The sequence below is a fragment of the Haloarcula sp. CBA1127 genome (assembly GCF_001485575.1).
Taxonomy (GTDB): domain Archaea; phylum Halobacteriota; class Halobacteria; order Halobacteriales; family Haloarculaceae; genus Haloarcula.
Genome location: NZ_BCNB01000006.1, coordinates 975,166 through 995,845 on the forward strand (window position 1 = coordinate 975,166; position 20,680 = coordinate 995,845).

At 64.1% G+C, this 20,680-nt stretch carries 23 protein-coding genes; 13 read left to right on the forward strand and 10 right to left on the reverse strand.

The annotated features are described in order from the left end of the window. Window positions 1-74 precede the first annotated feature (74 nt). On the forward strand, window positions 75-1,916 hold the full coding sequence (locus AV059_RS09540) for a UvrD-helicase domain-containing protein (RefSeq protein ID WP_058994189.1): 1,842 nt from the start codon (window positions 75-77) through the stop codon (window positions 1,914-1,916). 150 nt (window positions 1,917-2,066) lie between these two features. Here the strand turns inward: AV059_RS09540 and AV059_RS09545 are convergent, their stop codons facing one another. Continuing rightward, a complete protein-coding gene (locus tag AV059_RS09545) occupies window positions 2,067-2,321 on the reverse strand; it encodes a hypothetical protein (RefSeq protein ID WP_058994190.1) in 255 nt (84 codons plus the stop codon). 111 nt (window positions 2,322-2,432) lie between these two features. Between AV059_RS09545 and AV059_RS09550 the strand changes: the two genes are divergently transcribed. Beyond that, entirely contained in the window at window positions 2,433-2,924 is a 492-nt protein-coding gene (locus tag AV059_RS09550; RefSeq protein ID WP_058994191.1) for a metallophosphoesterase, read from the forward strand. Window positions 2,925-2,927: 3 nt separating this feature from the next. Here AV059_RS09550 and AV059_RS09555 read toward each other — a convergent pair whose 3' ends face one another. Continuing rightward, the gene (locus tag AV059_RS09555) at window positions 2,928-3,992 is read right to left on the reverse strand and encodes a type II glyceraldehyde-3-phosphate dehydrogenase (protein ID WP_058994192.1); all 1,065 of its coding nucleotides are present in this window, start codon (window positions 3,990-3,992) and stop codon (window positions 2,928-2,930) included. 192 nt (window positions 3,993-4,184) lie between these two features. On the opposite strand from AV059_RS09555, the gene AV059_RS09560 reads away from it, so the two are divergent. From AV059_RS09560 to AV059_RS09575, 4 genes are all read left to right on the forward strand, one after another. Beyond that, complete coding sequence (locus AV059_RS09560; RefSeq protein ID WP_058994193.1) at window positions 4,185-5,144, forward strand: aminopeptidase; 960 nt, start codon at window positions 4,185-4,187, stop codon at window positions 5,142-5,144. 202 nt (window positions 5,145-5,346) lie between these two features. After that, window positions 5,347-6,000 carry an HVO_0476 family zinc finger protein gene (locus tag AV059_RS09565; RefSeq protein ID WP_058994194.1) on the forward strand — a complete coding sequence of 218 codons (654 nt, stop codon included), beginning with the start codon at window positions 5,347-5,349 and terminating at the stop codon, window positions 5,998-6,000. Window position 6,001: 1 nt separating this feature from the next. After that, the gene (locus AV059_RS09570; RefSeq protein ID WP_058994195.1) at window positions 6,002-6,625 is read left to right on the forward strand and encodes a protein-L-isoaspartate(D-aspartate) O-methyltransferase; all 624 of its coding nucleotides are present in this window, start codon (window positions 6,002-6,004) and stop codon (window positions 6,623-6,625) included. Between the two features lie 63 nt (window positions 6,626-6,688). After that, on the forward strand, window positions 6,689-7,420 hold the full coding sequence (locus AV059_RS09575; protein ID WP_058994196.1) for a protein-L-isoaspartate O-methyltransferase: 732 nt from the start codon (window positions 6,689-6,691) through the stop codon (window positions 7,418-7,420). Here AV059_RS09575 and AV059_RS09580 read toward each other — a convergent pair. Beyond that, window positions 7,417-7,863, reverse strand: coding sequence for a hypothetical protein (locus AV059_RS09580; RefSeq protein ID WP_058994197.1), 447 nt, complete (start codon window positions 7,861-7,863; stop codon window positions 7,417-7,419). The two genes, AV059_RS09575 and AV059_RS09580, sit on opposite strands and share 4 nt — an antisense overlap. A gap of 75 nt (window positions 7,864-7,938) precedes the next feature. On the opposite strand from AV059_RS09580, the gene AV059_RS09585 reads away from it, so the two are divergent. Then, window positions 7,939-9,006 carry an ATP-binding protein gene (locus tag AV059_RS09585; RefSeq protein ID WP_058994198.1) on the forward strand — a complete coding sequence of 356 codons (1,068 nt, stop codon included), beginning with the start codon at window positions 7,939-7,941 and terminating at the stop codon, window positions 9,004-9,006. Window positions 9,007-9,017: 11 nt separating this feature from the next. On the opposite strand, the gene crcB is transcribed toward AV059_RS09585, so the two are convergent. Genes crcB through AV059_RS09600 form a run of 3 tightly spaced genes read right to left on the reverse strand, consistent with a single transcriptional unit; the run spans window position 9,018 to window position 10,110 of the window. After that, complete coding sequence (crcB, locus tag AV059_RS09590) at window positions 9,018-9,377, reverse strand: fluoride efflux transporter CrcB (RefSeq protein ID WP_058994199.1); 360 nt, start codon at window positions 9,375-9,377, stop codon at window positions 9,018-9,020. Then, window positions 9,377-9,760, reverse strand: a complete 384-nt coding sequence (locus AV059_RS09595) for a CrcB family protein (RefSeq protein ID WP_058994200.1) — start codon at window positions 9,758-9,760, stop codon at window positions 9,377-9,379. The genes crcB and AV059_RS09595 overlap by 1 nt, the downstream gene beginning before the upstream one ends. A gap of 2 nt (window positions 9,761-9,762) precedes the next feature. Then, a complete protein-coding gene (locus AV059_RS09600) occupies window positions 9,763-10,110 on the reverse strand; it encodes a hypothetical protein (RefSeq protein ID WP_058994201.1) in 348 nt (115 codons plus the stop codon). Between the two features lie 303 nt (window positions 10,111-10,413). Between AV059_RS09600 and AV059_RS09605 the strand changes: the two genes are divergently transcribed. The 4 genes from AV059_RS09605 to AV059_RS09620 all read left to right on the forward strand — a co-directional run bounded on the left by AV059_RS09605 (window position 10,414) and on the right by AV059_RS09620 (window position 15,712). Next, window positions 10,414-12,375 carry an archaea-specific SMC-related protein gene (locus tag AV059_RS09605; RefSeq protein ID WP_058994202.1) on the forward strand — a complete coding sequence of 654 codons (1,962 nt, stop codon included), beginning with the start codon at window positions 10,414-10,416 and terminating at the stop codon, window positions 12,373-12,375. A gap of 44 nt (window positions 12,376-12,419) precedes the next feature. Further along, window positions 12,420-13,037: a rod-determining factor RdfA gene (gene rdfA / locus AV059_RS09610; protein WP_008307760.1), complete on the forward strand. Its 618-nt coding sequence runs from the start codon at window positions 12,420-12,422 to the stop codon at window positions 13,035-13,037. A gap of 202 nt (window positions 13,038-13,239) precedes the next feature. Beyond that, entirely contained in the window at window positions 13,240-14,343 is a 1,104-nt protein-coding gene (locus tag AV059_RS09615) for an aminotransferase class V-fold PLP-dependent enzyme (protein ID WP_058997545.1), read from the forward strand. Window positions 14,344-14,416: 73 nt separating this feature from the next. Beyond that, a complete protein-coding gene (locus AV059_RS09620; RefSeq protein ID WP_058994203.1) occupies window positions 14,417-15,712 on the forward strand; it encodes an NUDIX domain-containing protein in 1,296 nt (431 codons plus the stop codon). A 25-nt stretch (window positions 15,713-15,737) separates the two neighbouring features. Here the strand turns inward: AV059_RS09620 and AV059_RS09625 are convergent, their stop codons facing one another. Beyond that, window positions 15,738-16,484, reverse strand: coding sequence for an MBL fold metallo-hydrolase (locus AV059_RS09625; protein WP_058994204.1), 747 nt, complete (start codon window positions 16,482-16,484; stop codon window positions 15,738-15,740). A gap of 97 nt (window positions 16,485-16,581) precedes the next feature. Here AV059_RS09625 and AV059_RS09630 point away from each other — a divergent pair, with 97 nt between their 5' ends. Further along, entirely contained in the window at window positions 16,582-17,718 is a 1,137-nt protein-coding gene (locus AV059_RS09630; RefSeq protein ID WP_058994205.1) for a site-2 protease family protein, read from the forward strand. Window positions 17,719-17,925: 207 nt separating this feature from the next. Then, a complete protein-coding gene (locus AV059_RS09635; RefSeq protein ID WP_058994206.1) occupies window positions 17,926-18,780 on the forward strand; it encodes a ZIP family metal transporter in 855 nt (284 codons plus the stop codon). Window positions 18,781-18,787: 7 nt separating this feature from the next. On the opposite strand, the gene AV059_RS09640 is transcribed toward AV059_RS09635, so the two are convergent. From AV059_RS09640 to AV059_RS09650, 3 genes are all read right to left on the reverse strand, one after another. Next, complete coding sequence (locus AV059_RS09640; protein ID WP_058994207.1) at window positions 18,788-19,087, reverse strand: CPCC family cysteine-rich protein; 300 nt, start codon at window positions 19,085-19,087, stop codon at window positions 18,788-18,790. Window positions 19,088-19,162: 75 nt separating this feature from the next. Beyond that, complete coding sequence (locus AV059_RS09645; protein WP_058994208.1) at window positions 19,163-19,447, reverse strand: DUF6360 family protein; 285 nt, start codon at window positions 19,445-19,447, stop codon at window positions 19,163-19,165. A gap of 34 nt (window positions 19,448-19,481) precedes the next feature. Next, window positions 19,482-20,645 (reverse strand): nicotinate phosphoribosyltransferase, encoded by a 1,164-nt coding sequence (locus AV059_RS09650; RefSeq protein ID WP_058994209.1) that lies wholly within the window; start codon window positions 20,643-20,645, stop codon window positions 19,482-19,484. Between the last annotated feature and the right edge of the window lie 35 nt (window positions 20,646-20,680).

The window sequence follows — 20,680 nt, forward strand, 5'->3', positions numbered from 1 at the left end:
GTTTGGGTTCGCCTGTCAGTTATCGTCCCCGCAAAGCACGTTGTTTATTTGGCCGCGGTCCCACTACATGTTCAATGACTGATTCGACCACCGAGGTTGTCCGCCTGTTCGGTGGGCCCGGTAGCGGGAAGACGACGGCGCTGCTTGACCGCGTTGACGAACTGCTGGAAGACGACGACGTCGATTTCCGTGACGTACTTGTTGTCTCGTACACACGTGCGGCGGCGGCCGAGATCCGTGAACGGCTCGCAGACCGACTCGGACTGTCCCCTCGCGCCCTCCGCGGGAACGTCTGTACGATGCACGCGAAGGCGTACGAACTGCTGAACCTCTCCCGTGGCGATGTTGTCGGTGAAGACGACAAGGAGGCCTTCTGCGAGGAGTTCGGTATCGAATACGAGGACGAGTACGAAGGCTCCCGACGCCGGTCGGCCCGTTCGACTACCATCGGGAACAAGATCATCGCGACGAGCCAGTGGCTCCAGCGGACCCGCCGTGACGTGGCCGACTGGTACGACGTTCCGTTCAAGTGGGACGACGAGGAGGTCCGACTGCCGCCGGAGATCGACGACAACGCACAGACCGGCAACAAGTACACGCCGACTTGGCCGACCGACGACGACCGCATCGACGTGCCCAGCGCCATTCGCGGCTGGCGCACGTACAAAGGCGAGAACGACCTGACCGGCTTCGCCGACATGCTCGAACGGGTCGCCCAGCGCTCGCTGCTCCCCAACGTCGATTACCTCATCATCGACGAGTTTCAGGACATCACGACGCTGCAGTACGACGTGTACGACGAGTGGAAACCCCACATGGAGCGGGTGCTCATCGCCGGTGACGACGATCAGGTCGTCTACGCCTGGCAGGGCGCTGACCCCGACCTCCTGCTCGAGGAAGTCGTCACCCAGGACGAGGTTCTGCCGAACTCCTACCGGCTTCCTTCGCGCATCCTGAACGTCGTCAACCGCGAGGTGCGCCACATCGAGAAACGCCAAGAGAAAGACCTCAATCCGCGCAAGGAGGGCGGCCGCGTCGAGGCGGTCCAGAACCCCTCGATGTTCGACCTCTCCCGGAACGTCACGCGGACCATCGAGCAGTCCGACGAGACGGTGATGGTGCTGTTCCGGGCCCGCTACCAGATGTTCCAGTTCATCGACGAGTTCATCGACAACGGGATCCCCTTCTCCTGTCTCACCGACCAGCGGATGTGGACCGACCGGCTCACCCAGTACGTCAACGGGCTTGAAGCCGTCGAAGCCGACGAACCGCTCACGGTGCTCGAAGCGCGCCGGCTCGCCGATATGCTCGTCGACTCCGCCTTCGGCACGGGCGAACGCGACGAACTCTTCGACGCGCTCGAAGAGATCGACGAGTCCCACGAGGACGAGGACATCGCCGACATCGAGATTGAACCCGACGTTGTCCGGGACCACGTTCCGTTCCTCCCCGACGCGGCCTCGGCGGGCGATATGCTCCGGAAGGTGACCAACTTCCAGGAGCGGACCGTCGACGCGTACTTCACCGGCGATTACACCGGGATGGACGCCGACCGCGTCCGCGTGGGGACGATTCACTCCGCCAAAGGTCGCGAGGCCGACCACGTGTTCGTCGCGACCGACCTCACCGAGAAGGTCGTCGAGCAGATGGCCGCGACTGTCGACCAGCAGGGTATCGAGGTCCCCGGTATGGACGAGTTCACGAAACACACCAGTCCCATCCCGACGCTGACCGACAACGAACGGCGCGTGTTCTACGTCGGGATGTCCCGGGCTCGCGAGCGACTCGTCCTGCTCGAGAACCTCGTCGACGGCGCGCCGACGCTCCCAATCGACGTGTTGCTGGAAAACGAGCCGAGCGACCGTTCCATCGAGCAACTGCTCGACGACGCCAGCGAGACCCTCGCGGCCGACTGACGCGTCCAATTTCCTTATTGCTCGCCGAGTGGTTCTGTTTCGATAGCGTCGGGTCTTGCCACGTCTCGACGCTATGAACGTGACAACACGGTAGCCCGATAGCCGTCATGAGTTTCGCCACCGATGTCCGGATCGCTGGCGCGACGAGGGTTAGTCGTCGTCGCCACTGTCCGGCGGCTTCCCACCGGGGAGCGCACTGCGCGCCCGCCCGGCGATTGCACCGGGGATGTCCGTCGGGGAGGGTGCGACCCATTCGATGACCAGTAAGGCGGCGGCTAACCCGAGAAAGACCGCACCGATCGCCGTCTGGCCGCGGGCGAGGTTGTCGACACCGAGGAGGGTGACCCGCGCGGCGAGTACGACCGCGACCATCAGTTCGATTGTCCCAATGAGTCCCCGTGCCATCGGCCGTCGTAGGCGGTGACTAAACAAAAGCATCGCGCCTGCGTGACGACTACGTCCGCACCAGTGTCGAGGGACATACGTTCAAGTCGCTGCCGGCTGAACGTCGCTGGTATGCAAATCGGCATCGTCTCGGACACACACGACAACGCGTCGCAGGTCGAAGCCGCAGTTGAGACGTTCGCTGACGCGGGCTGTGAGACCGTCGTCCACTGCGGCGACTTCGTTGCGCCGTTCTCTGTGACACCGTTCGACGGCGACTGGTCGTTTTACGCTGTGCGCGGCAACAACGACGGCGAGTGGGCGGTCCAGTCCACTGTCGAGGAGTTCGGCACGTACTTTGGCGAGATGGGTGAGCTGACAATCGACGGACGCACCATCGCAGTGTATCACGGGACTAGCGAGGAGATCGTCGACGCGCTGGTCGAGTGCGGGAGCTACGACTACGTGTTTCACGGCCACACCCATGAACGCGGGCACGAGGAGCGCGCGGGCACGGTACGAATCAACCCCGGCGGCATCTCGATTCCGCCGGCCCCCGAGCCGTTCTCGGTCGCGACGCTCTCGACGGACACCGGCGAGGTCGAATTCCACGAACTGGGGTGAGAATCAGTCGTCGGCGTGACTGTCGACGCGCTGTGGGCTGCCGTCGTGTTCGACGAGGCCGCGGCCGACACCGAGGGCTTCGTCGGTCCGGCGAATACTCTTCTCGGCGCTTGCAGTCCGCTCCGAGAGCGCGCGAACGGCGTCGATGTTCTCCGGCACGACATCGGCTTCCTGGTGGATCGCCTGGAACAGGTAGAGGTCCCGCCCCTCGACCGTGATGGATTCGGCCCAGATGCAGTTCTCCCACACGTCACCGCGCGGGCGACCGGCGTCACGGGTGTACTCCTTGAGCTTCCCCGCGCCGTCGATACCGAGCGTCTCCGGGATGAGGAACAGCCGCGATTCATCGGTCAACAGCGACGTGACTTCCTCTGTGGTGGGTTCGCTTTCCAGCGTCACGTTGACGCTGTGAGTGTGCATCTGTGTCGTTGGGACCTTCATCCCCATCGTGTCGATGTCGAGGTCGGGAAAAATAGTCTGGACGTCGGGACCGTGGTGGGAGGGGATTTCGACGGGGTCAGGGAGTGTATCGTTGATCGGGCCACGACCGGTCTGGCCCGGATCGGCACCGCGTCGTACCAGTGTCACACGCGATTTTTCAACCCCGTATGATTCCCTGAGCGGTGCGAGCAGGCGTGACAGGCCTGTTGTATTACAGGAGACGACGCGAGCCGTGTCAGCCCCGACTGCCTTCTCGTAGTTGGCGCGGGCATTGAAGCTCACGTCTGCCACATCGGCGTCCTCCCCACCCTGGAAGATGGCTGGCGTGTCGTGCTCGGCGTACAGCGGCGCGTTGGCCGCGCCGACGCCACTCGGCGTGGTGTCGACGACCACGTCGCTCGTTTCAATGAGGTCATGGACCGTCCCGGCCGTCGCGAGATCGGCTTCATCGAACGGTTCGCGGCCGTCCGCGGCGTAGAGGTCGTAGCCGCGGTCGTCTGCGATAGTTGCCTCGAAGTTCGGCGAGCGTTTTGCGACGCCCGCTACTGTCATATCTGGCTGGACACGCACCGCGTCAGCGACGCGTTTCCCGATGGTGCCGAAGCCGTTGATGCCCACGTGGAGCATATACATCCATCTCTCCGGGGAGAGTATATTCTTTGTGATTAATTTACGGAGAAATTAACTCAGATAGTTGTACCTCTGGCAATTGTAATCTCTTAACATGAACTGCCAGAAAACACCGAGATGTTGCGTGTTTCGCCGGCCTGTGCCGGCAGTCTATCAAGAGTTATTCAGGCGGAGTACGCAAGCAGTTGTATGGACAACGCGTCACTTCGCGCGCCCGCAGAAACCGCCGTCAAACAGTGCCTGAACCTCCAGCCCGACGAGTCATGTGCCGTCATCACTGATGACCAGCGGAAGGCGATCGGGGAGGCGCTGTATCGCGTCGCCGCAGAGATTACCGACGACTCTGTTTTTGTGCGCTACCCGCCGGGCGAGCAACACGGCGCCGAGCCGCCTGCGCCGGTCGCTGGCGCGATGGAAACCGCCGATGTCGTGCTCGCGCCGACGACCAAGAGCCTGAGCCACACCGAAGCCCGGACCGACGCCAACGAGGCCGGCGCTCGCGTTGCAACCTTGCCCGGCATCAGCGAGGGCGTGTTCCTGATGGGGTTAGACGCCGACTACCACCTCATTGAACAGCACTGCGAGGACGTGCTGGCACAGGTCGAAGACGCCGAGGAAATCCGGGTCACGTCGCCACAGGGGACCGACATCACGTTTGGTATCGGTGCCCGCGAGTGGCATATGGACACCGGCATCGTCCACGAGGCCGGCGAGATGTCGAATCTCCCTGCCGGCGAGGTGTTCCTCGCCCCCGAGACGGCCGACGGCACGTTTGTCGTCGACGGGACGATGCGCCCCCACGGCAAACTCGACGGGAAGCACCTCACGTTCGAGGTTGAGGACGGCTACGTCACGGACATCGACGACCCCGACATCCGTGCGCAGGTTGAGGACGCCGCTGACGAGGTCGGTCGGGACGCGTACAATCTCGCGGAGTTGGGTATCGGCACGAACGTCGCCGTCACCGAACTCGTCGGCTCCGTCCTTCTGGACGAAAAAGCTGGTGGCACTGTCCACATCGCTATTGGCGATGACCACGCGATGGGCGGCGATGTCCACGCACCGATTCATCTGGACGGAATTTTGACGGAACCGACCGTGTATGCGGATGGGGAGGTCGTAGAGCTCCCGGAGCCGAGCGGCGACTGACGGGAGCCGTGAGGACGGCGAGGAAGTGGAGCTTCCTCGCGTCGAGTGAGCGGCCCCGCCGCGAACGTGGGGAGGAAGTGGACCTCCCGAAGACGAACGGCGACGCCGCGAACGTGGAACGGCTCTAGGCGGCCGTGAGAGTGAGAGCCACGAGCAGCGCCGTGGCGACGACCATTTACGGGAGCGTAGTCAACGACTGCATATGACAGATGCTACACCGGGCGACCGCATCGCCCTCCCGTGTCCGGCCTGTTCGCCGGACCTGGAAACGGTTCACGAGGTGCTGAAGCCGGGCGGCCACGTGACGGTTCGCTGTACGGACTGTGACCACGTCCACAAGGAACAACTCCCGGAAGAAGAGACGCTGCAGCGTAGTGTCGTCGTCTCACAGGACGGGGACTCCTTCACCGCCGAGGTCGACGTGCCGGCTGAGGAAGAACTGTCCGTCGGCGAGGAGTTCCTGCTGGAAACCGAGGAAGCGGTTGTGACTGCGCGCATCACCAGTCTGGAGACCGCGGACGGTCGCGAGGACGAGGCGGCCGCCGAGGACGTCGATACCATCTGGTCGCGAGCCGTCGGAAACGTCTCGGTCAACGTCACAATGCACCCGAAGGACGGCACTCACGACGAGACCGAGAGCTTCAAGCTCCACGTCCCCGGCGACTACGAGTTCGTCGTCGGCGAAACCGAGGAGTTCGGCGAGGAAGAGTTCACCGTCGAAGGGATTCACGTCCGCGACGACGCCCACGGCTACGACCACGAGAACATGGATCACGACGGCGACATGGGTATCGCGAAGGACATCAACCGACTGTACGTCAGGGACGAGTCGACCACGGCGTGGTCGGCCTGGTAGGATGGCCGACTGGGATCGGAAGCGGTCGCGGCTGGCCGACCGTCTGCGAGAGCGTATCTCTGACGAGGCCGTTCTCGCGGCGATAGCGTCGGTTCCCCGCCATCGGTTCGTCCCGCACGACAAGCGACACGATGCCTACGCCGACCGCCCGCTCCCAATCGGGTCGGGCCAGACGATTTCTGCGCCGCACATGGTCGCAATCATGGCCGAGTTACTGGACCTGTCCCCCGGAGATCGGGTACTGGAGATCGGCACGGGATGTGGCTACCACGCCGCGGTGACCGCCGAACTGGTCGGCCCCGAGAACATCTACAGCGTGGAGTACCACGCATCGCTGGCCGATGAGGCACGCGAGACACTGGAAGCGACCGGCTACGGCGACGTTTCCGTTCGCGCCGGCGACGGCAAGGAGGGGTGGCCAGACCACGCCCCCTACGACCGGACGTATCTGACCTGTGCCGCGCCGGAGTTCCCCGCCCCGCTTGTTGAGCAGACCCGCGACGGTGGCGTCCTGCTGGCTCCGATCGACGATGGGCAGCAGCGCCTCATCCGGGCGGAGAAACGGGCTGACGGCACGCTTGACAGCGAGGACCACGGCGGTGTTCGGTTCGTCCCGCTCCAGTAGGGGGTTTTCGACAGACACGGCCGTTGTCGCGCCATTGATATAGCTCTGGTCGAATATACTGGTATGGACCCAGCGGTACTGCGGGACGACATGGTCGACAGCCTGCAACACGAGAGCAAGGGTGTCGTCCGGAGCGCGTGGCTGTCGACAGCGATGCGTGCCGTCCCCAGAGAGGCGTTCGTCGGCGAGCAACAGACCTACTCCGACCGCCCGTTTGAACGCCTCGGCACGCGCGTTCTTTCGCCTAGTACCGTCGGCCGCGTGCTCGAAACCCTGGCACCCGAGGAAGACGACGACGTGCTCGTGGTCGGTGCCGGCGTCGGCTACACGGCTGCCGTACTGGCAGAACAGGTCGGCGCAGCGAACGTTCATGCGATAGATATCACGCGCCGCCTCGTCATCGAAGCGCGACAGAACCTGGCAGAAGCAGGCTACGACGCCGTCCTCGTGGACCGTCGTGACGGGGCTGACGGACTTCCGGAGTACGCACCGTACGACCGAATTCTTCTGGAAGCTGCCGCAATCGACCCGCCCAGAGCGCTCCTCCAGCAGTTGACCGAGGACGGCCGGCTCGTGATGCCGCTGGGAACCGGCGAGCAGTCACTGGCCGTCGTCGAGGCCGACGGCTCAGTCAAGCGACACGGCACTGTCGCGTTCCAGCCGATGCTCGTCGAGGGCGAACAGGCCGACACCGTCGAGCGCAACCGGACCCACCGCGAGGACCGCGAGCGCGCCCGCCAGGCGGCCCAGTCCCGCGCCGGCTGGGAGCAGGAATGGATTGACTGGGACGGCTAGGGCGACTCGACGACAAGCAGGTCGGTGTTCGAGCGAGCGTCTTCGTAGTTGCTCCCAGCCGGTGGTTTCACCTCGAAAGTGACGGTGCCGTCCTGTTGATTCGGTCCGAGCGACGGCGACAGTGAGAGGGTCGCGTTCCCTTCACTCCCTGTTTCGCCAGTCTTGACCGACGAGAGCGTCGCCGTCCCGCTTTTGGCGACGACCGTCGCGCCGGCGACGGGCGACCCCTTCGAGTCGACGACAGTGACAACTACGTCCTGTGTCCCCGGATTAGCCACTTCGGGGTGTGGCTCAACATCGACCTCCGTTACTTGCAGTGTCTCGATTCCGGAGATGGTGCTCATCATCACGGAGAGGCAGGCGACGCCGACCACCAGCGCGATGACCAGGCGGATCGGCAGTCCCTCGATAGCACGCTCGTCGCGCCACAGCGAATCTGACATGTGCTGGAGTGGCCCCGGGTTCGTACTTGAATCCCCGGACGAACGTTCAAATATCAGAGCAGGGCAACCGCCGTCATGGTCGTTATCGGACGCGAGGAGGCGACTGGGGCGACGGCGCGGCTGGGTCACTATCGGGCCCGCGATGGGAGCCGCGGTGCTGCGGTCAACCTCGATGTTGACCGGCCACACGTCGGCCTCGTCGTCGGCAAACGCGGATCGGGGAAGACCTACACGCTCGGCGTTCTCGCCGAAGGATTGTTGGCTGCCGAAGGGGTCGCGCCGGTCGTCGTCGACCCGATGGGGGCGTTCACGCCGCTGGATACTGCGGACGTGTCTGCAACGGTGGTCGACCCCAGCGTTCGCGCGGGCGCGCTTGACCCACGCCAGTGGTGTACGGTGCTCGGCCTCGACCCGGAACGGGGCGCGGGAGCGCTCGTGTGGCGAGCAGCGAGCGAGCGTGTGACTCTCGACGGGATGCGCTCGTGGGTGGCCGATGCGGATGCGGTGGCAAGCACCGCCCGCGCGGCGACGAACCATCTCGCACTCGCCGAGTCCTGGGGCGTCTTCGAGCCTTCGGGTATCGAGACTGAGACGCTGTGCAGCGATTGCCTGACCGTGCTCGACGTGTCGGGGCTCGATTCGCGGCCAGCCGGTGCGGTTCTCGCCGCTGTCGCGACTGCGCTGTACGACGCTCGGATGACTGACCGGACGGACCGACTGCCGTGGCTGCTGGTCGACGAGGCCCACGCGTTCACCGACGGCGTCGCCCGGCGTCCGCTCCGCCGTCTCGTCACACGAGGCCGCCAGCCCGGCGTAAGCTGTGTGCTGGCGACACAGCGACCCAGCGCGGTGCCAGCGACAACCGTCTCCCAGACCGACCTGCTCGTTGCCCACCGACTGACGAGCACGGCGGACATCAACGCCCTACAGGCGGCCCAGCCAACGTATCTCGACGGCGATTTCGCGGCCCGGCTACCGGAGACAATCGGTGACGCGCTCGTCGTCGACGACAGCACCGAATCTGTTCACCACCTGACGGTCCGCGAGCGGCGGACGCCCCATGGTGGTGAGACGCCACGAGCCAGCGCCCTCGAAGCAGACAACGCGAACGAAGGCTCTGCGGGGGATTGTGAACCCCGATGACGCGGCAGGAATTAGACGATCCGCACGATGCCCCAGGCAAGCCCGATTCCGGCCAGCGCACAGGCGAGGTTCCCAACAGCGTTGAGCGCGGCGAGGGCCACGTAGCCGTTCTCCCACAGTCGGACCGTCTCGACCGAAAACGAGGAAAACGTCGTGAAGGAGCCGCACGCACCGACACCGACAAGTAGTGCCGCGTCACCGGTCACACCAGCGAACGTCAACAGTCCCAGAGCGAAGCTCCCGATGGCATTCACCGTGAGCGTCCCGAGCGGGAACGTCTCTCGTTGGACTGCACCCGCCAAATAGTGGCGACAGAGCGCGCCGAGCGCTCCACCGGCCCCGACCAGGTGCGCTGATTCGAGAGCGACCATCAGCGTTCACCCCCGGCGAACAGACGGACGGTTTCACGGCCGACAAGGACGCCGGCAAACCCCAGAGCGTAGCTTCCGACGATGTTCGCGACGGCCCACTCGGGTGTCAGTACGGTCCCCACCGCGAACGTGCTGTAGGTGGTAAATGACGAAATGAAGCCGGTCGACGCGGCCAGCTTCGTTTCACTGGCCAGCGCACCCACCTGCAGCCCCTCGTACACTAGGACGCCGAGCGCGAAACTGCCGCAGACATTGACCAGCAGCGTTCCCTGTAATCCCGGCAAAAAGAGGCCGACAAAGTACCGGAGGTTCGAGCCGGCAAAGCCTCCCAGACCCACGAGGACGATAGTTTCGACCGTTACCAGTGGGTGGGTGTCTGCCATCCTTACTCCCCGAGTATCTCCGCCAGCCGCGCTTCGCCAAGGGTGTCGACGAGTTGTGCGAGTTCGATAACCCGATCTTCGCCGAGTGTTTCAACGAGTTCACGGATCTCTGCTGGGTCGAAGGTCCGGGCAACGTAGCCGAGGTTCTCCACCATCCGCGTCGTTCGGTCTAGTGTCTCTTCGTCGGGACGTAGCGTTAGCGGCCGGTTCGTGAATTTGCCGTTTTCATTGAAGTAACAGAACCGTAACTCGGCGGTGTCGCTGTCGTCCGGGTCGACGACCTGCAAGACACCGTACCCACTGTCCCACTCGTCTAGTTCGACCTCGAGCAGCGTTTCGTAACGGGTCATATGATCTGCTTCCAATCACGCCGACTTATAAGTTGGCATATGCTGAGAGCCACAATCGGAAAAGATTGATATACACAACAAAACAGCAGTATTGACGAAATGGCTAATCTATACTCGCCAACGGCTCTAGCTCGGAATAATATTGGTACAGGTGTTATTCCAGAGCCGATTGTCGGTTCGTTCGTTGTCTGCTGTGTAATACCGCTGTTGTCTGACGTATCAGCCCGTAGTATGGGCGATAATCTGTAGTTTGGTTTTCGGCAATGAAATTATTTTTATATCCTCTCCGACTACGACAAAGCAATGCCAGAATCAAAGCAAGGATCTAGTGTCGCCCATTTCGATGTAACCAACATCGGTGGGATCGACGAGACAACAGTCGATATTCCACCGGGCGTGACGGTGCTGACGGGGAAAAACGCCACAAACCGGACGTCGTTTCTGCAGTCTATTATGGCGGCGATGGGGAGTACGCAGGCCACGCTGAAAGGCGACGCCGACGGAGGGAGCGTTGCCCTCACTTACGGGGATGAGGTGTACGAACGGACGCTCACGCGAGCGGGGGACGCTGTTCAGTTCGACGGCGACGGATATCTTGACGACCCCGAGGTCGCCGACCTGTTCGCGTTCCTCCTCGAAACCAACGAGGCGCGCCGGTCAGTGGCTCGCGGCGACGACCTCCGCGAGATCATCATGCGGCCGGTCGACATCGACGCGATCCGTTCGGAAGTCGAACAGTTGGAAGCGGAGAAAGGCGACATCAACGACGAACTCGCCACGGTCGAGTCCCGCCAACGCGACCTTCCGGATCTCGAACAGCGCCGGACCGAACTCCGCGAGCAGATCGAAGAGAAACGCGAGGAACTGGCCGAGCGGGAAGAAGAGATCGACAACAGCAGTCGAGATATCGAGGAGAGCCGTCAGGAACAGGATGTCCTCGAAGAGAAACTCGACGAACTCCGTTCGACGCGGTCGGACCTCGAATCCGTCCGTCGAGATATCGAGGCACAGGAGGAGAGCATCTCCTCGCTGAAACGCGAACGGTCCGACCTCGAAGACGAGCTGGACGAACTGCCGGAGACGCCGATGGGCGACCAGCAGCACCTCGAAGACGAGATCGCAAGCCTGCGCGACCAGCGCCAGCGGCTGAACAGCGAGATCTCCGATCTCCAGAGCCTCATCCAGTACAACGAGGAACGGCTCGAAGAGGAAGACTACGACGTCATCCAGTCGCTCGAAGACGCGCCCGAGGGTTCAGACGGCGATGTCACGGAACAACTCCTCGAAGGCGAGGACGAGGAATCCGTCGTGTGCTGGACGTGTGGCTCGACGGTCGACCGCGAGCAGATCGAAGACACCGTCGACCGCCTGCAGGACCTCCGCCGGCAGAAGGTCGAGGACCTCAACGACATCAAGTCGGAACTCGACGACCTCAAGACCGACCAGCGCGAGGCCGAAAAGAAGCAGCGCCGTCGCGAGAACGTCGAGCGGAAGATCCGGGAGACCGAAACGGAGATCGAACGCCGCGAAGAGCAGATCACTTCGCTGAAGGAGCGGCGCGAGGAACTGACTGATGACGTCGAGTCGCTGGAAGACGAGGTCGACAACCTCGAATCCGAGGACTTCGACGAGATCCTCTCGCTACACCGGGAGGCGAATCAGCTCGAATTCGAGATCGACAGCCTGGAATCCGACCTTGACGACGTGTCGGCCGAAATCGAAGAGATTGAGGAACTGGTCAATCGGGCCGACGACCTCCGCGAGGAACGCGACGCGCTGGTTGATGAACTCACCGACAAACGGACGAAAATCGATCAGATCGAGGCCAACGCCGTCGACGAGTTCAACGAGCACATGGACGCTATCCTCGGTATTCTGGAGTACGAGAACCTCGAACGCATCTGGATCGAGCGCGTCGAGCAGACCGTCCGCGAAGGACGCCAGAAGGTCGACCGAACGGTGTTCGAGCTCCACATCGTCCGGACCACCGAGAACGGTGCGGCGTACGAGGACACCATCGAGCACCTCAGCGAGAGCGAGCGCGAGGTGACTGGCCTCATCTTCGCCCTTGCGGGCTATCTGGTGCATGACCTCCACGAAAGCGTTCCGTTCATGCTGCTCGACTCGCTGGAAGCCATCGACTCGGCACGAATCGCCGAGCTCGTCGAGTACTTCGCTGACTACGCCGAGCATCTCGTCGTCGCCCTCCTGCCGGAGGATGCCCAAGCGCTCGACAACGACTTCAACCGCATCACCTCGATCTAACCCCGTAGTCTTTTAATTCCGGTTACCGTACGTAGGAACAACAGATGGCGAATACGACAGACGGCCGGCCGTCGAGCAAAGTCGCTCGACTCATCGACGAGTACGAACTTGATGGACTCGGTGCGGAGATGGAGGCTCGCTGGACGGGTGACGGTGAAGAGCGCATGAGCCTCCGTGACCTCGCGGAGTTTTTCAACAAGCGCCTCCTCGAACGCGAACTGGTCGATGCGGGCCTGAGCGCCCTCGAAAGCGACGTGGAATCGACCTACGAGAATCTCACCGGTGACGACATCAGCACCGGGGTTCGGACTGACACGGTCAATCGACTCGAACGCAACGGTGTCGACGTCGATGGTCTCGAAACCGATTTCATCACGTATCAGGCTATTCGGTCGTATCTGAAGGAGTGGCGCGGCGCGGAGTACCAGGGGCTGTCCGACGATGAGAAGATCGAAAAGGATCTGGAAAGCATTCAGCGGCTACTGACCCGAACGCTGTCGGTCACCGACCAGCGCATCGAGAAACTGCGTGACACGGGCCGCATCGACATCGAGGACTTCGAGGTGTTTCTGGACGCACAGGTGTTGTGTCAGTCCTGTGGCAGCCAGTACGCCGTCGCGGAGTTCTTCGAGCAGGGCGGCTGTGAGTGTCAGCAGGACTGAGTCGCCACTAAACTCTATCTGACTACATCGAGTACTCGCAACAATCCAAAATATAGAAACAACCGGGAGAAGTTGTGAGACACAACAAACCTAGCAATACAGTGGAAACAGCCCGTCATAGAAATAGAACCGTACTGTCGTCTCCTGAATCCGCCTGCTGGGTCACACAGGGCTGAAGGCGCCGGGGGGCCTCACAATGGATATGGACCCAGCCGAGCTCCGAGCGTCAATCCCGGCACTCGAACGGTGTACGTACTTCAACACGGGGGCAAGCGGGCCGACACCGCGCCCTGTGGTCAACGCTGCAACGGCGTTTCTCGAACGCCACGCCTTCGACGCACCCACCGATGAGGGGCCCTATACGGTTGCGTGGGACGCTCTCGCGGCGGCCCGCGAAGTCGTCGCCAGCCATATCGGGACTGACGCCGCCAACGTCGCCTTGACTCGCAGTACCGCAGACGGGGTCAACATGGTCGCTGGGGCTATCGACTGGCAGCCCGGCGATGTGGTGGTTCGGACCGACCTCGAACACCCCGCCGGCACGCTCCCCTGGGACCGACTGGCCGACACCCACGATATCGAGGTCCGGGTGCTGGAAACAGACGCCGGTCGGCTCGACATGGCTGACGTGAAAGACGCCGTGGCCGACGCCAGACTAGTGGCGCTGAGTTCGCTCTCCTGGACCCACGGGACTAACCTCCCGGTTTCGGATGTTGTCGATGTGGCCCACGACGCTGGCGCACAGGTACTCGTCGACGCCGTCCAGTCTGTTGGGCAACACCCCGTCGACGTGACCGAATGGGGTGCGGATTTCGTGGCCGCGGCGGGCCACAAGTGGCTGCTGGGTGTCTGGGGCGGCGGGTTCCTCTATGCCGACCCGGACGGGTATGACCGACTGCACCAGACCCGTATTGGCTACCGGAGCGTCGAAAACCCCGGTGCTGACGGATACGAGTACCACGAGGGCGCGCGCCGCTTCGAAGTCGGCACCACCTCACCGGTTCCCTATGTCGCGCTCGCGCACGCCATCGAGACGGTCGAGGCTATTGGGTTCGATACAATTCAGCCCCGTGTCGAGCGGCTGACCGACCGGCTCAAGGACGGCCTCGGTGACCGACTGCTGAGCCCCCGCGACTACGAGTCGGGACTCGTGACGTTCACTGCCGACGACCCCGAGGCGACCGTCGAGCGACTCGCGGCGGAGGGTGTCATTATCAGGTCGCTTTCCCACCCCGAGGCGCTCCGGGCGTCGGTCCACGCGTTCAACACGGCTGACGATATCGACCGCCTGCTTGACGCGCTGTAGCGTTCACAGCGTCCCGCTGCGACTGGCGTCACAGGCCCGGACTTTCTTGTCCCGACCGGCCGTTCCGTCTCGTATGGAAATACGCCCCGTCGTGACGTGCTTCCTGCGCAGCGAGGGCGAGGTGTTGCTGTTGCGCCGGAGCAACGCGGTCGGTTCGTATCAGGGCCAGTGGGGCGGGGTCGCGGGACACGTCGCCGACGACGCTGGCCGGGACCGGGACCCGGAGACGGCCGCGCGGGCCGAAATCGACGAGGAGACCGGGCTTGCCGACGCGGTGACGCTTGTCCGGCAGGGCGACTCGTTTCGGATCGCGGACGACGACCGGGGCGTCCGGTGGGTCGTCCATCCGTTCCTGTTCGACTGCGAGGCCCGCACAGTCGCGACGAACGAGGAGACGACCGAGACTGCGTGGGTCCACCCGCCCGAGATACTGGCTCGTGAGACCGTCCCGCGACTGTGGACCTCCTGGGACCGCGTTCGGCCGCGAGTGGCGACCGTTCGCGAGGATCGGACCCACGGCTCGGCGTGGCTGTCGCTCCGGGCGTTGGAGGTGCTGCGCGACGAGGCCGCCCTGGCTGACGCCGGACGGCGTGACAATCTGGAGACGGCCGAGCGGGACGGCGACGACTGGGTGGCGCTTGCCACCCTCGCCGCTGAAATCCGCGAGGTGCGCCCCTCGATGGTCGTCGTCGCGAACCGCCTCGACCGGGCGATGACCGCCGTCACCGACGAATCGCCAGCGGCTGTCGAGCGAGCCGCGACCGAGACGCTGAACCACGCGGTGACCGCCGACCGGGTCGCCGCGGCCGTCGCCGCTGAGCACGTCGGCGACCGCATCGCAACGCTGTCTCGGTCCGGGACAGTCCGTACAGTGGTCGACGCCGCTGCTCCCGACGTTGTGCTCGTCGCCGAGTCACGGCCCGGCGGTGAAGGCGTTGGCGTCGCCGAAACGCTTGCCGAGAGCACCGCGGTGACGCTGACCACCGACGCGGCCTTCGGCCACGAACTGGACGCGTGGAGCGCCGACACGCTCGTTGTCGGGGCCGACCGCGTCCTGCCGGACGGTCGCGTTGTCAACAAGGTTGGTACCTGTTCGGCGGCGCTGTCGGCGGCCGCCGCGGACGTGGACTGCTACGCGGTGTGTGCGACGGACAAGATTGCACCACGCGCTGCGTGGGACCGAGAAGAACGCGACGCCCAGGAGGTGTACGCCGGCGACGCCGACATCGCTGTGTCGAATCCCACCTTCGACATAACGCCGGCGTCGGCAGTGACGGTCGTCACCGAACGTGGTGTTCTGACGACGGACGAAATCGGTGAGATAGCTGACGCACACCGGGACCGGAGCGAATGGACTGAGCGCCGGTGATATCCGAGACCGGCGGGGCGCTCGCTCACTGCTCGTCTAGCACGACCGGGACGCCGGCTTCGGCTACGTCGGCAGCGAACTCGCGGGAGTCGGCTTCGAGGTTGGAGAAGGTGTTGTAGTGGACTGGCATCACGAGGTCCGGGTCGATGGTCGCGGCCAGGGCGGCGGCCTCGTGGCGGTCCATCGTCGCCCGCGGGCCGATGGGCGGACACAGTAGCGATACCTCAAGGGTCCGGTGGCCCGGCAGCACGTCTGAATCGCCAGGATAGAACGCTCTGGTCCCCTCGACGGCAATCATGAATCCACAGCCGAATCCCTCCGGGTGGTACGGCGTGCCATCGGGCAGCGTATGTCGGCCGTCCGGCTCGTTGTACGCCGGTGTCGACCAGATCGGGACGTCATCGACCGTGGTCTGTGATTTCATTCCGACCTCGACAACGTCGTAGGGGAGCGAGGATAGCGGCGGGAGGTCTCGGTCGCCAACGCGCTCGTCGATACCTTCGTAGGCGACGATGGTCGCGTCCTCGCTCGCGACGCGCTCGATACCGTCCGGGTCGTAGTGGTGGACGTGGGTCACACAGACAATGTCGCCGTCTTCCGGCCGATAGTCGCTGCTTGGCGGATGGCCGATACCGTCCGTGTGGGGCTCCCACTCGCCGGTGAGCACGCCGTACCGGCCCGGGTCGACGTACACCACCGTGTCGTCGCCGGCAAACCGGAGCGTGGCGTACCCCAGCCAGTCGACGGTCAGCCCGTCGTGTCGAACTGTCATTAGGTGTCCGTACACGCTACACCCTGAATAAGGCCGCTACTCGCTGGCGTCGCCCCCGGGCAGAAGCTATACCCGGCCACTGTCCGTTAGGCGTCATGTGCGAAACTTCCACATCACGACGGTCTGGGGGATTCCGATACGGGTCAACGTCTCGCTGTTGATTTTCCTGCCGGTACTGGCCTGGATTATCGGCAGTGGGGCCCAGATCTCGGTGTATGCGGGCATCGTGAGCGTCCTCTCCGGCGTGGCGCTCGACCTCACGGTGCTGACCGCGGGCCAGACGCCGTGGCTCATCGGCACCGCCGCGGCAGTGGGCCTGTTCGCCAGTGTCGCCCTCCACGAACTAGGCCACGCCTGGGCAGCGATGCGCTACGGGCTCCGGGTGGAGTCAATCACGCTCTGGATTCTCGGCGGCCTCGCCAGCCTCGAAGCCATGCCAAAGGAATGGAACCGGGAGCTCGTCATCGCGCTGGCCGGCCCTGCCGTGAGTATTCTGACCGGGCTCGCCTGCTACGCCGCGCTGTTTGCGCTGCCGGCGAGCGCGCAGGTAACGCTGTTCGTCGTCGGCTGGCTGGCCGTCACGAACCTCTTTCTCGCCGTGTTCAACATGTTGCCGGCGTTCCCGATGGATGGCGGCCGCGTGCTCCGGGCGCTGCTCGCTCGAACGCGGCCCTACGCGACGGCGACCCGTATCGCCGCCCGTATCGGGACCGGGTTCGCCGTGCTGTTCGCCGTCGTCGGCGTCCTCTCGTTCAGCCCGCTGCTGTTGCTGCTCGCGCTGTTTGTCTACGGAGCCGCGTCGAGCGAATCCCGAACGGTTGCCCTGGCTGCCCTGCTGGAAGGACTGACCGTCGACGACGTGGCCAGCCCGCTCGACGCGACTATCGAGGCCAGCGCCAGTGTCGAGGACCTCGTCGACCGGATGTTCGCTGATCGGCGGACCGAGTTCGCTGTCACGCGCGGCGGCGACGTGATTGGCGTCGTCACAGTCGGCGATTTCAGGGAACTCTCCAAGGCCGAACGTGAGGCCGACACTGTCGCTGACCTGATGGACACCGACCTGCCACGCTTTGCCTCGGAAACGGCCGCCTTCGACGCGCTCGTCGAACTCGACACCGCTAGGGCCACCGCCGCCTTCGTCGACAGCCCCGAGGGGACCCGTGTTGTCTCCCGGGAAGACTTCTCCAGCGCGATGGAGATGCAGCGGCTCGTCAGCTCGCCGGAACCGTTCTAACACAGCGTTTACTCGCTCGAATATGGTCCCTACCAGCTAGAAGGCGCTACCTGAAGCCGGCTGGACGACCTAAGCGAACTAGGACTTTCCGGCGTCGCGGCTTGTCGGTCGGCTGTCCGTATTCGTTGCGGGGATTGCCACTGAAACAGAGACGCCCGCTCCTGACTGCCGGTACACCCAAGAGGGGGCGACGTACACTACTCGACAATGCAAACCGGGTTCGTCGAACTGTTTGTCGACCTCGTCGGCACCGACCCGTTGATAAACGGCCTCGTTGGCGGGGTCATCATCGCGACGATGAACCTCTTTGGTGCGTCGCTCGTGTTGGTCTGGCGTGACCCCTCGGAGCGGGCGCTGGATACGGCGCTGGGCTTCGCTGCTGGTGTGATGCTGGCCGCCGCGTTCACGAGCCTCATCATCCCCGGCATCGAGGAATACTCGGGCGGAAATCCGATTCCGACGCTCGTCGGCGTCGCACTGGGGGCGCTGTTCCTCGACCGCGCGGACGGCCTCGTCCCGCACGCCCACTACCTCCTGACCGGGAGCCGCCGGTCGGACGCGGCCAACCCCAGTCAGGACCTCCCGGTTGACGAGTCGAAACTGGCGGGCGTCGTCCTGTTCATCCTCGCGATTACGCTCCACAACATCCCTGAGGGGCTTGCCGTTGGGGTCGGCTTCGGCGCAGCCGCCGGCGACCCGCTCCAGATCGGCAGCGCGCTCTCGTTGATGCTTGCCATCGGCATTCAGAACATCCCCGAGGGGCTGGCCGTCTCCGTTGCGGCGATCAACGCAGGTCTGGACCGTCGGCTCTACGCCGTCTTCACCGGGATTCGCTCCGGTGTCGTGGAGATACCGCTGGCGGTGCTCGGCGCTGTCGCCGTCGTGACCATCGAACCGCTCCTACCCTATGCGATGGGCTTTGCGGCGGGCGCGATGCTGTTCGTGATTTCCGACGAGATAATCCCCGAGACGCACCAGCGCGGCTACGAGCGCGTTGCAACGCTCGGGCTGATGGCCGGCGTCATCGTTATGCTGTATCTAGATATCGCGCTTGCAGCCTGAACTGCCGTCACTCCTCGTAGGGCCAGTTCGGGTCGCGGTCGAGGCCTGTCGGCTCCTCACAGTCCCCGGCCTCGTCGGGGGAACACGCCCCGTGTTCGCGGAAGTTCTCGCGTGCTTCCGTCAGCGACACGTGGTTCGTATCGCTGACGAACTCCGCGTCGCCGAACTGAATCGGGTCGTCGAGCCAGTGACACACCGGACACATCTCGTACGACCCGGGCCGGCCCTCCGGGAGTGTCTGGTAGCCACAACACGGGCAATAGCCCAGCTCCCGTGCGGCTGGATTACCGGGCGTCTCGGTTGACATATTTCGTGGTATGTGTCTTCACACCATAGAATTACCGAACCGGGGCGATGCATGACTATCGCTGCGACGGACAGACTACTCCGACTGTGCGTCTTCGACCTTCTCCGCGTACTCCTCCAGTTCAGTGGCCAGTTCGCGGGCCTGGGCCGCCGACAGCGTCACCGAATCCGCGTGTGGCTTCACCGCGTCGAGATCGGTGTTGTCCATCTCCAGTTGGAGTTCGACGTGGTCCGGGTTCTTTCGCGGCGCGGTCACGTTCAGGACAGCCAGAGCCTCCTCCTCGAAGCCGTGGCCTTCTACCTCACCGTCGAGTAGATCGAAGGTCGTGTACGCGTTGACCTTCATGATGCGGTCGACCATACCTCGTATTCGCGGCCCGGAGACTTAACGCCCGTTACTCGGCCACGGTCACGCCTTCGTAGCCGACTCGCTCGGCGTCCGCCGCCGTGCGGTCGATGGCCGCATCGAGGTCGAACTCCCTGACGATCTCCCCGTCGCGAATCAGTGGTTCCAGTAGCGACTCGGCGTCTGCCGGCCCGTCGCGGTCGGCCAGACCGATGTGATGGCCGCCGTCGGCGGTTCGGTACACCGACTTCGTCCCGGTGAGCTTCCCCCGCTTGGCCGCCGGTTCGCCGTCCAGTTCGACGATATCCAGCGCGAAGTCCAGCGGGTCGGCGTTGGCGACGTACCCTCCGACGCCGAAGCCGTCAGCTACGTCCCGAAGTTCTCGCAGGGTTGCCGGGGTGATACCGCCCGAGAGGAACAGGTCCACGTCCTCGTGGCCGTAGGCGTCCAGCGTCCAGCGTACCTCCCGAACGATGTGGCGGAAGTCCCCACGGCGGGAGCCGGTCGTGTCCAGTCGAACGCCTGTGAGGTCATCGACGGCTTCCGCTGCGCGGAGCGCTTCGTCGGTCTCGTCGCTGTAGGTGTCCGTCAGCGCGATGCGGGGCGTCTCTTCGGGGACGGCGGCGTCGAACGCCTGCCACGCCTGTTCCTGATTACCGCGGCCGAAACAGATCATGAGCGCGTGGGGCATCGTCCCACCAGCGTCCCGGCCGATGACCTCGCCCGCAGCGACGTTCGAAATGCCGTCGAGACCGCCCAACAGCGCTGACCGCTCGACCATCGCACTGATCGATGGGTGGACGTGGCGCGACCCAAAGGAGAGCACCGTTGATTCCGGCGCGGCGTGGCGGGCCTCCAGCGCCCGTGTTGCGATACCGGTCGAGTGTGAGAGAAAGCCAAGGAGCGCCGTCTCTAGACGACAGAATTCCCGGTACGACCCTTCGATTCGCATCACTGGGCCGCCGTCGAACAGTTGCCCTTCGGGGAGCGCGTCAACGTCGACGTCCCGTCCTTCGAGCAACTCGGCGGCGTCTTTCAGCCCCGACAGCAGCTTCCACCGGCCCGTCGCGAACTGGTTCGCCGTCACTTCGGCGACCACGTCCGGGTTCTTGCCCGCGTGTTCTAGCGCCTCCATCGTCCGGTCGAAGTAGGCGTCGGTCGCCCGCCCCTCGCGAATCGCCTCTGGTGAGACGATATCGAACTCCTCGCTCATGGCACGGTGTTTTCAGTGTGGCGAAAAAAGCGGTC

Bases quoted from the DNA above. Each gene is read 5' to 3' on its own strand.
- crcB (WP_058994199.1), bottom strand. From the start codon at position 9,377: ATGGTCGCTCTCGAATCAGCGCACCTGGTCGGGGCCGGTGGAGCGCTC.
- AV059_RS09645 (WP_058994208.1), bottom strand. From the start codon at position 19,447: ATGGTCGACCGCATCATGAAGGTCAACGCGTACACGACCTTCGATCTA.
- AV059_RS09545 (WP_058994190.1), bottom strand. From the start codon at position 2,321: ATGGCACGGGGACTCATTGGGACAATCGAACTGATGGTCGCGGTCGTA.
- AV059_RS09575 (WP_058994196.1), top strand. From the start codon at position 6,689: ATGGACCCAGCGGTACTGCGGGACGACATGGTCGACAGCCTGCAACAC.
- AV059_RS09555 (WP_058994192.1), bottom strand. From the start codon at position 3,992: ATGCTCCACGTGGGCATCAACGGCTTCGGCACCATCGGGAAACGCGTC.
- AV059_RS09585 (WP_058994198.1), top strand. From the start codon at position 7,939: ATGGTCGTTATCGGACGCGAGGAGGCGACTGGGGCGACGGCGCGGCTG.
- AV059_RS09625 (WP_058994204.1), bottom strand. From the start codon at position 16,484: ATGACAGTTCGACACGACGGGCTGACCGTCGACTGGCTGGGGTACGCC.
- AV059_RS09565 (WP_058994194.1), top strand. From the start codon at position 5,347: ATGACAGATGCTACACCGGGCGACCGCATCGCCCTCCCGTGTCCGGCC.
- rdfA (WP_008307760.1), top strand. From the start codon at position 12,420: ATGGCGAATACGACAGACGGCCGGCCGTCGAGCAAAGTCGCTCGACTC.
- AV059_RS09620 (WP_058994203.1), top strand. From the start codon at position 14,417: ATGGAAATACGCCCCGTCGTGACGTGCTTCCTGCGCAGCGAGGGCGAG.
- AV059_RS09550 (WP_058994191.1), top strand. From the start codon at position 2,433: ATGCAAATCGGCATCGTCTCGGACACACACGACAACGCGTCGCAGGTC.
- AV059_RS09595 (WP_058994200.1), bottom strand. From the start codon at position 9,760: ATGGCAGACACCCACCCACTGGTAACGGTCGAAACTATCGTCCTCGTG.
- AV059_RS09605 (WP_058994202.1), top strand. From the start codon at position 10,414: ATGCCAGAATCAAAGCAAGGATCTAGTGTCGCCCATTTCGATGTAACC.
- AV059_RS09600 (WP_058994201.1), bottom strand. From the start codon at position 10,110: ATGACCCGTTACGAAACGCTGCTCGAGGTCGAACTAGACGAGTGGGAC.
- AV059_RS09540 (WP_058994189.1), top strand. From the start codon at position 75: ATGACTGATTCGACCACCGAGGTTGTCCGCCTGTTCGGTGGGCCCGGT.
- AV059_RS09615 (WP_058997545.1), top strand. From the start codon at position 13,240: ATGGACCCAGCCGAGCTCCGAGCGTCAATCCCGGCACTCGAACGGTGT.
- AV059_RS09650 (WP_058994209.1), bottom strand. From the start codon at position 20,645: ATGAGCGAGGAGTTCGATATCGTCTCACCAGAGGCGATTCGCGAGGGG.
- AV059_RS09635 (WP_058994206.1), top strand. From the start codon at position 17,926: ATGCAAACCGGGTTCGTCGAACTGTTTGTCGACCTCGTCGGCACCGAC.
- AV059_RS09570 (WP_058994195.1), top strand. From the start codon at position 6,002: ATGGCCGACTGGGATCGGAAGCGGTCGCGGCTGGCCGACCGTCTGCGA.
- AV059_RS09560 (WP_058994193.1), top strand. From the start codon at position 4,185: ATGGACAACGCGTCACTTCGCGCGCCCGCAGAAACCGCCGTCAAACAG.
- AV059_RS09640 (WP_058994207.1), bottom strand. From the start codon at position 19,087: ATGTCAACCGAGACGCCCGGTAATCCAGCCGCACGGGAGCTGGGCTAT.
- AV059_RS09580 (WP_058994197.1), bottom strand. From the start codon at position 7,863: ATGTCAGATTCGCTGTGGCGCGACGAGCGTGCTATCGAGGGACTGCCG.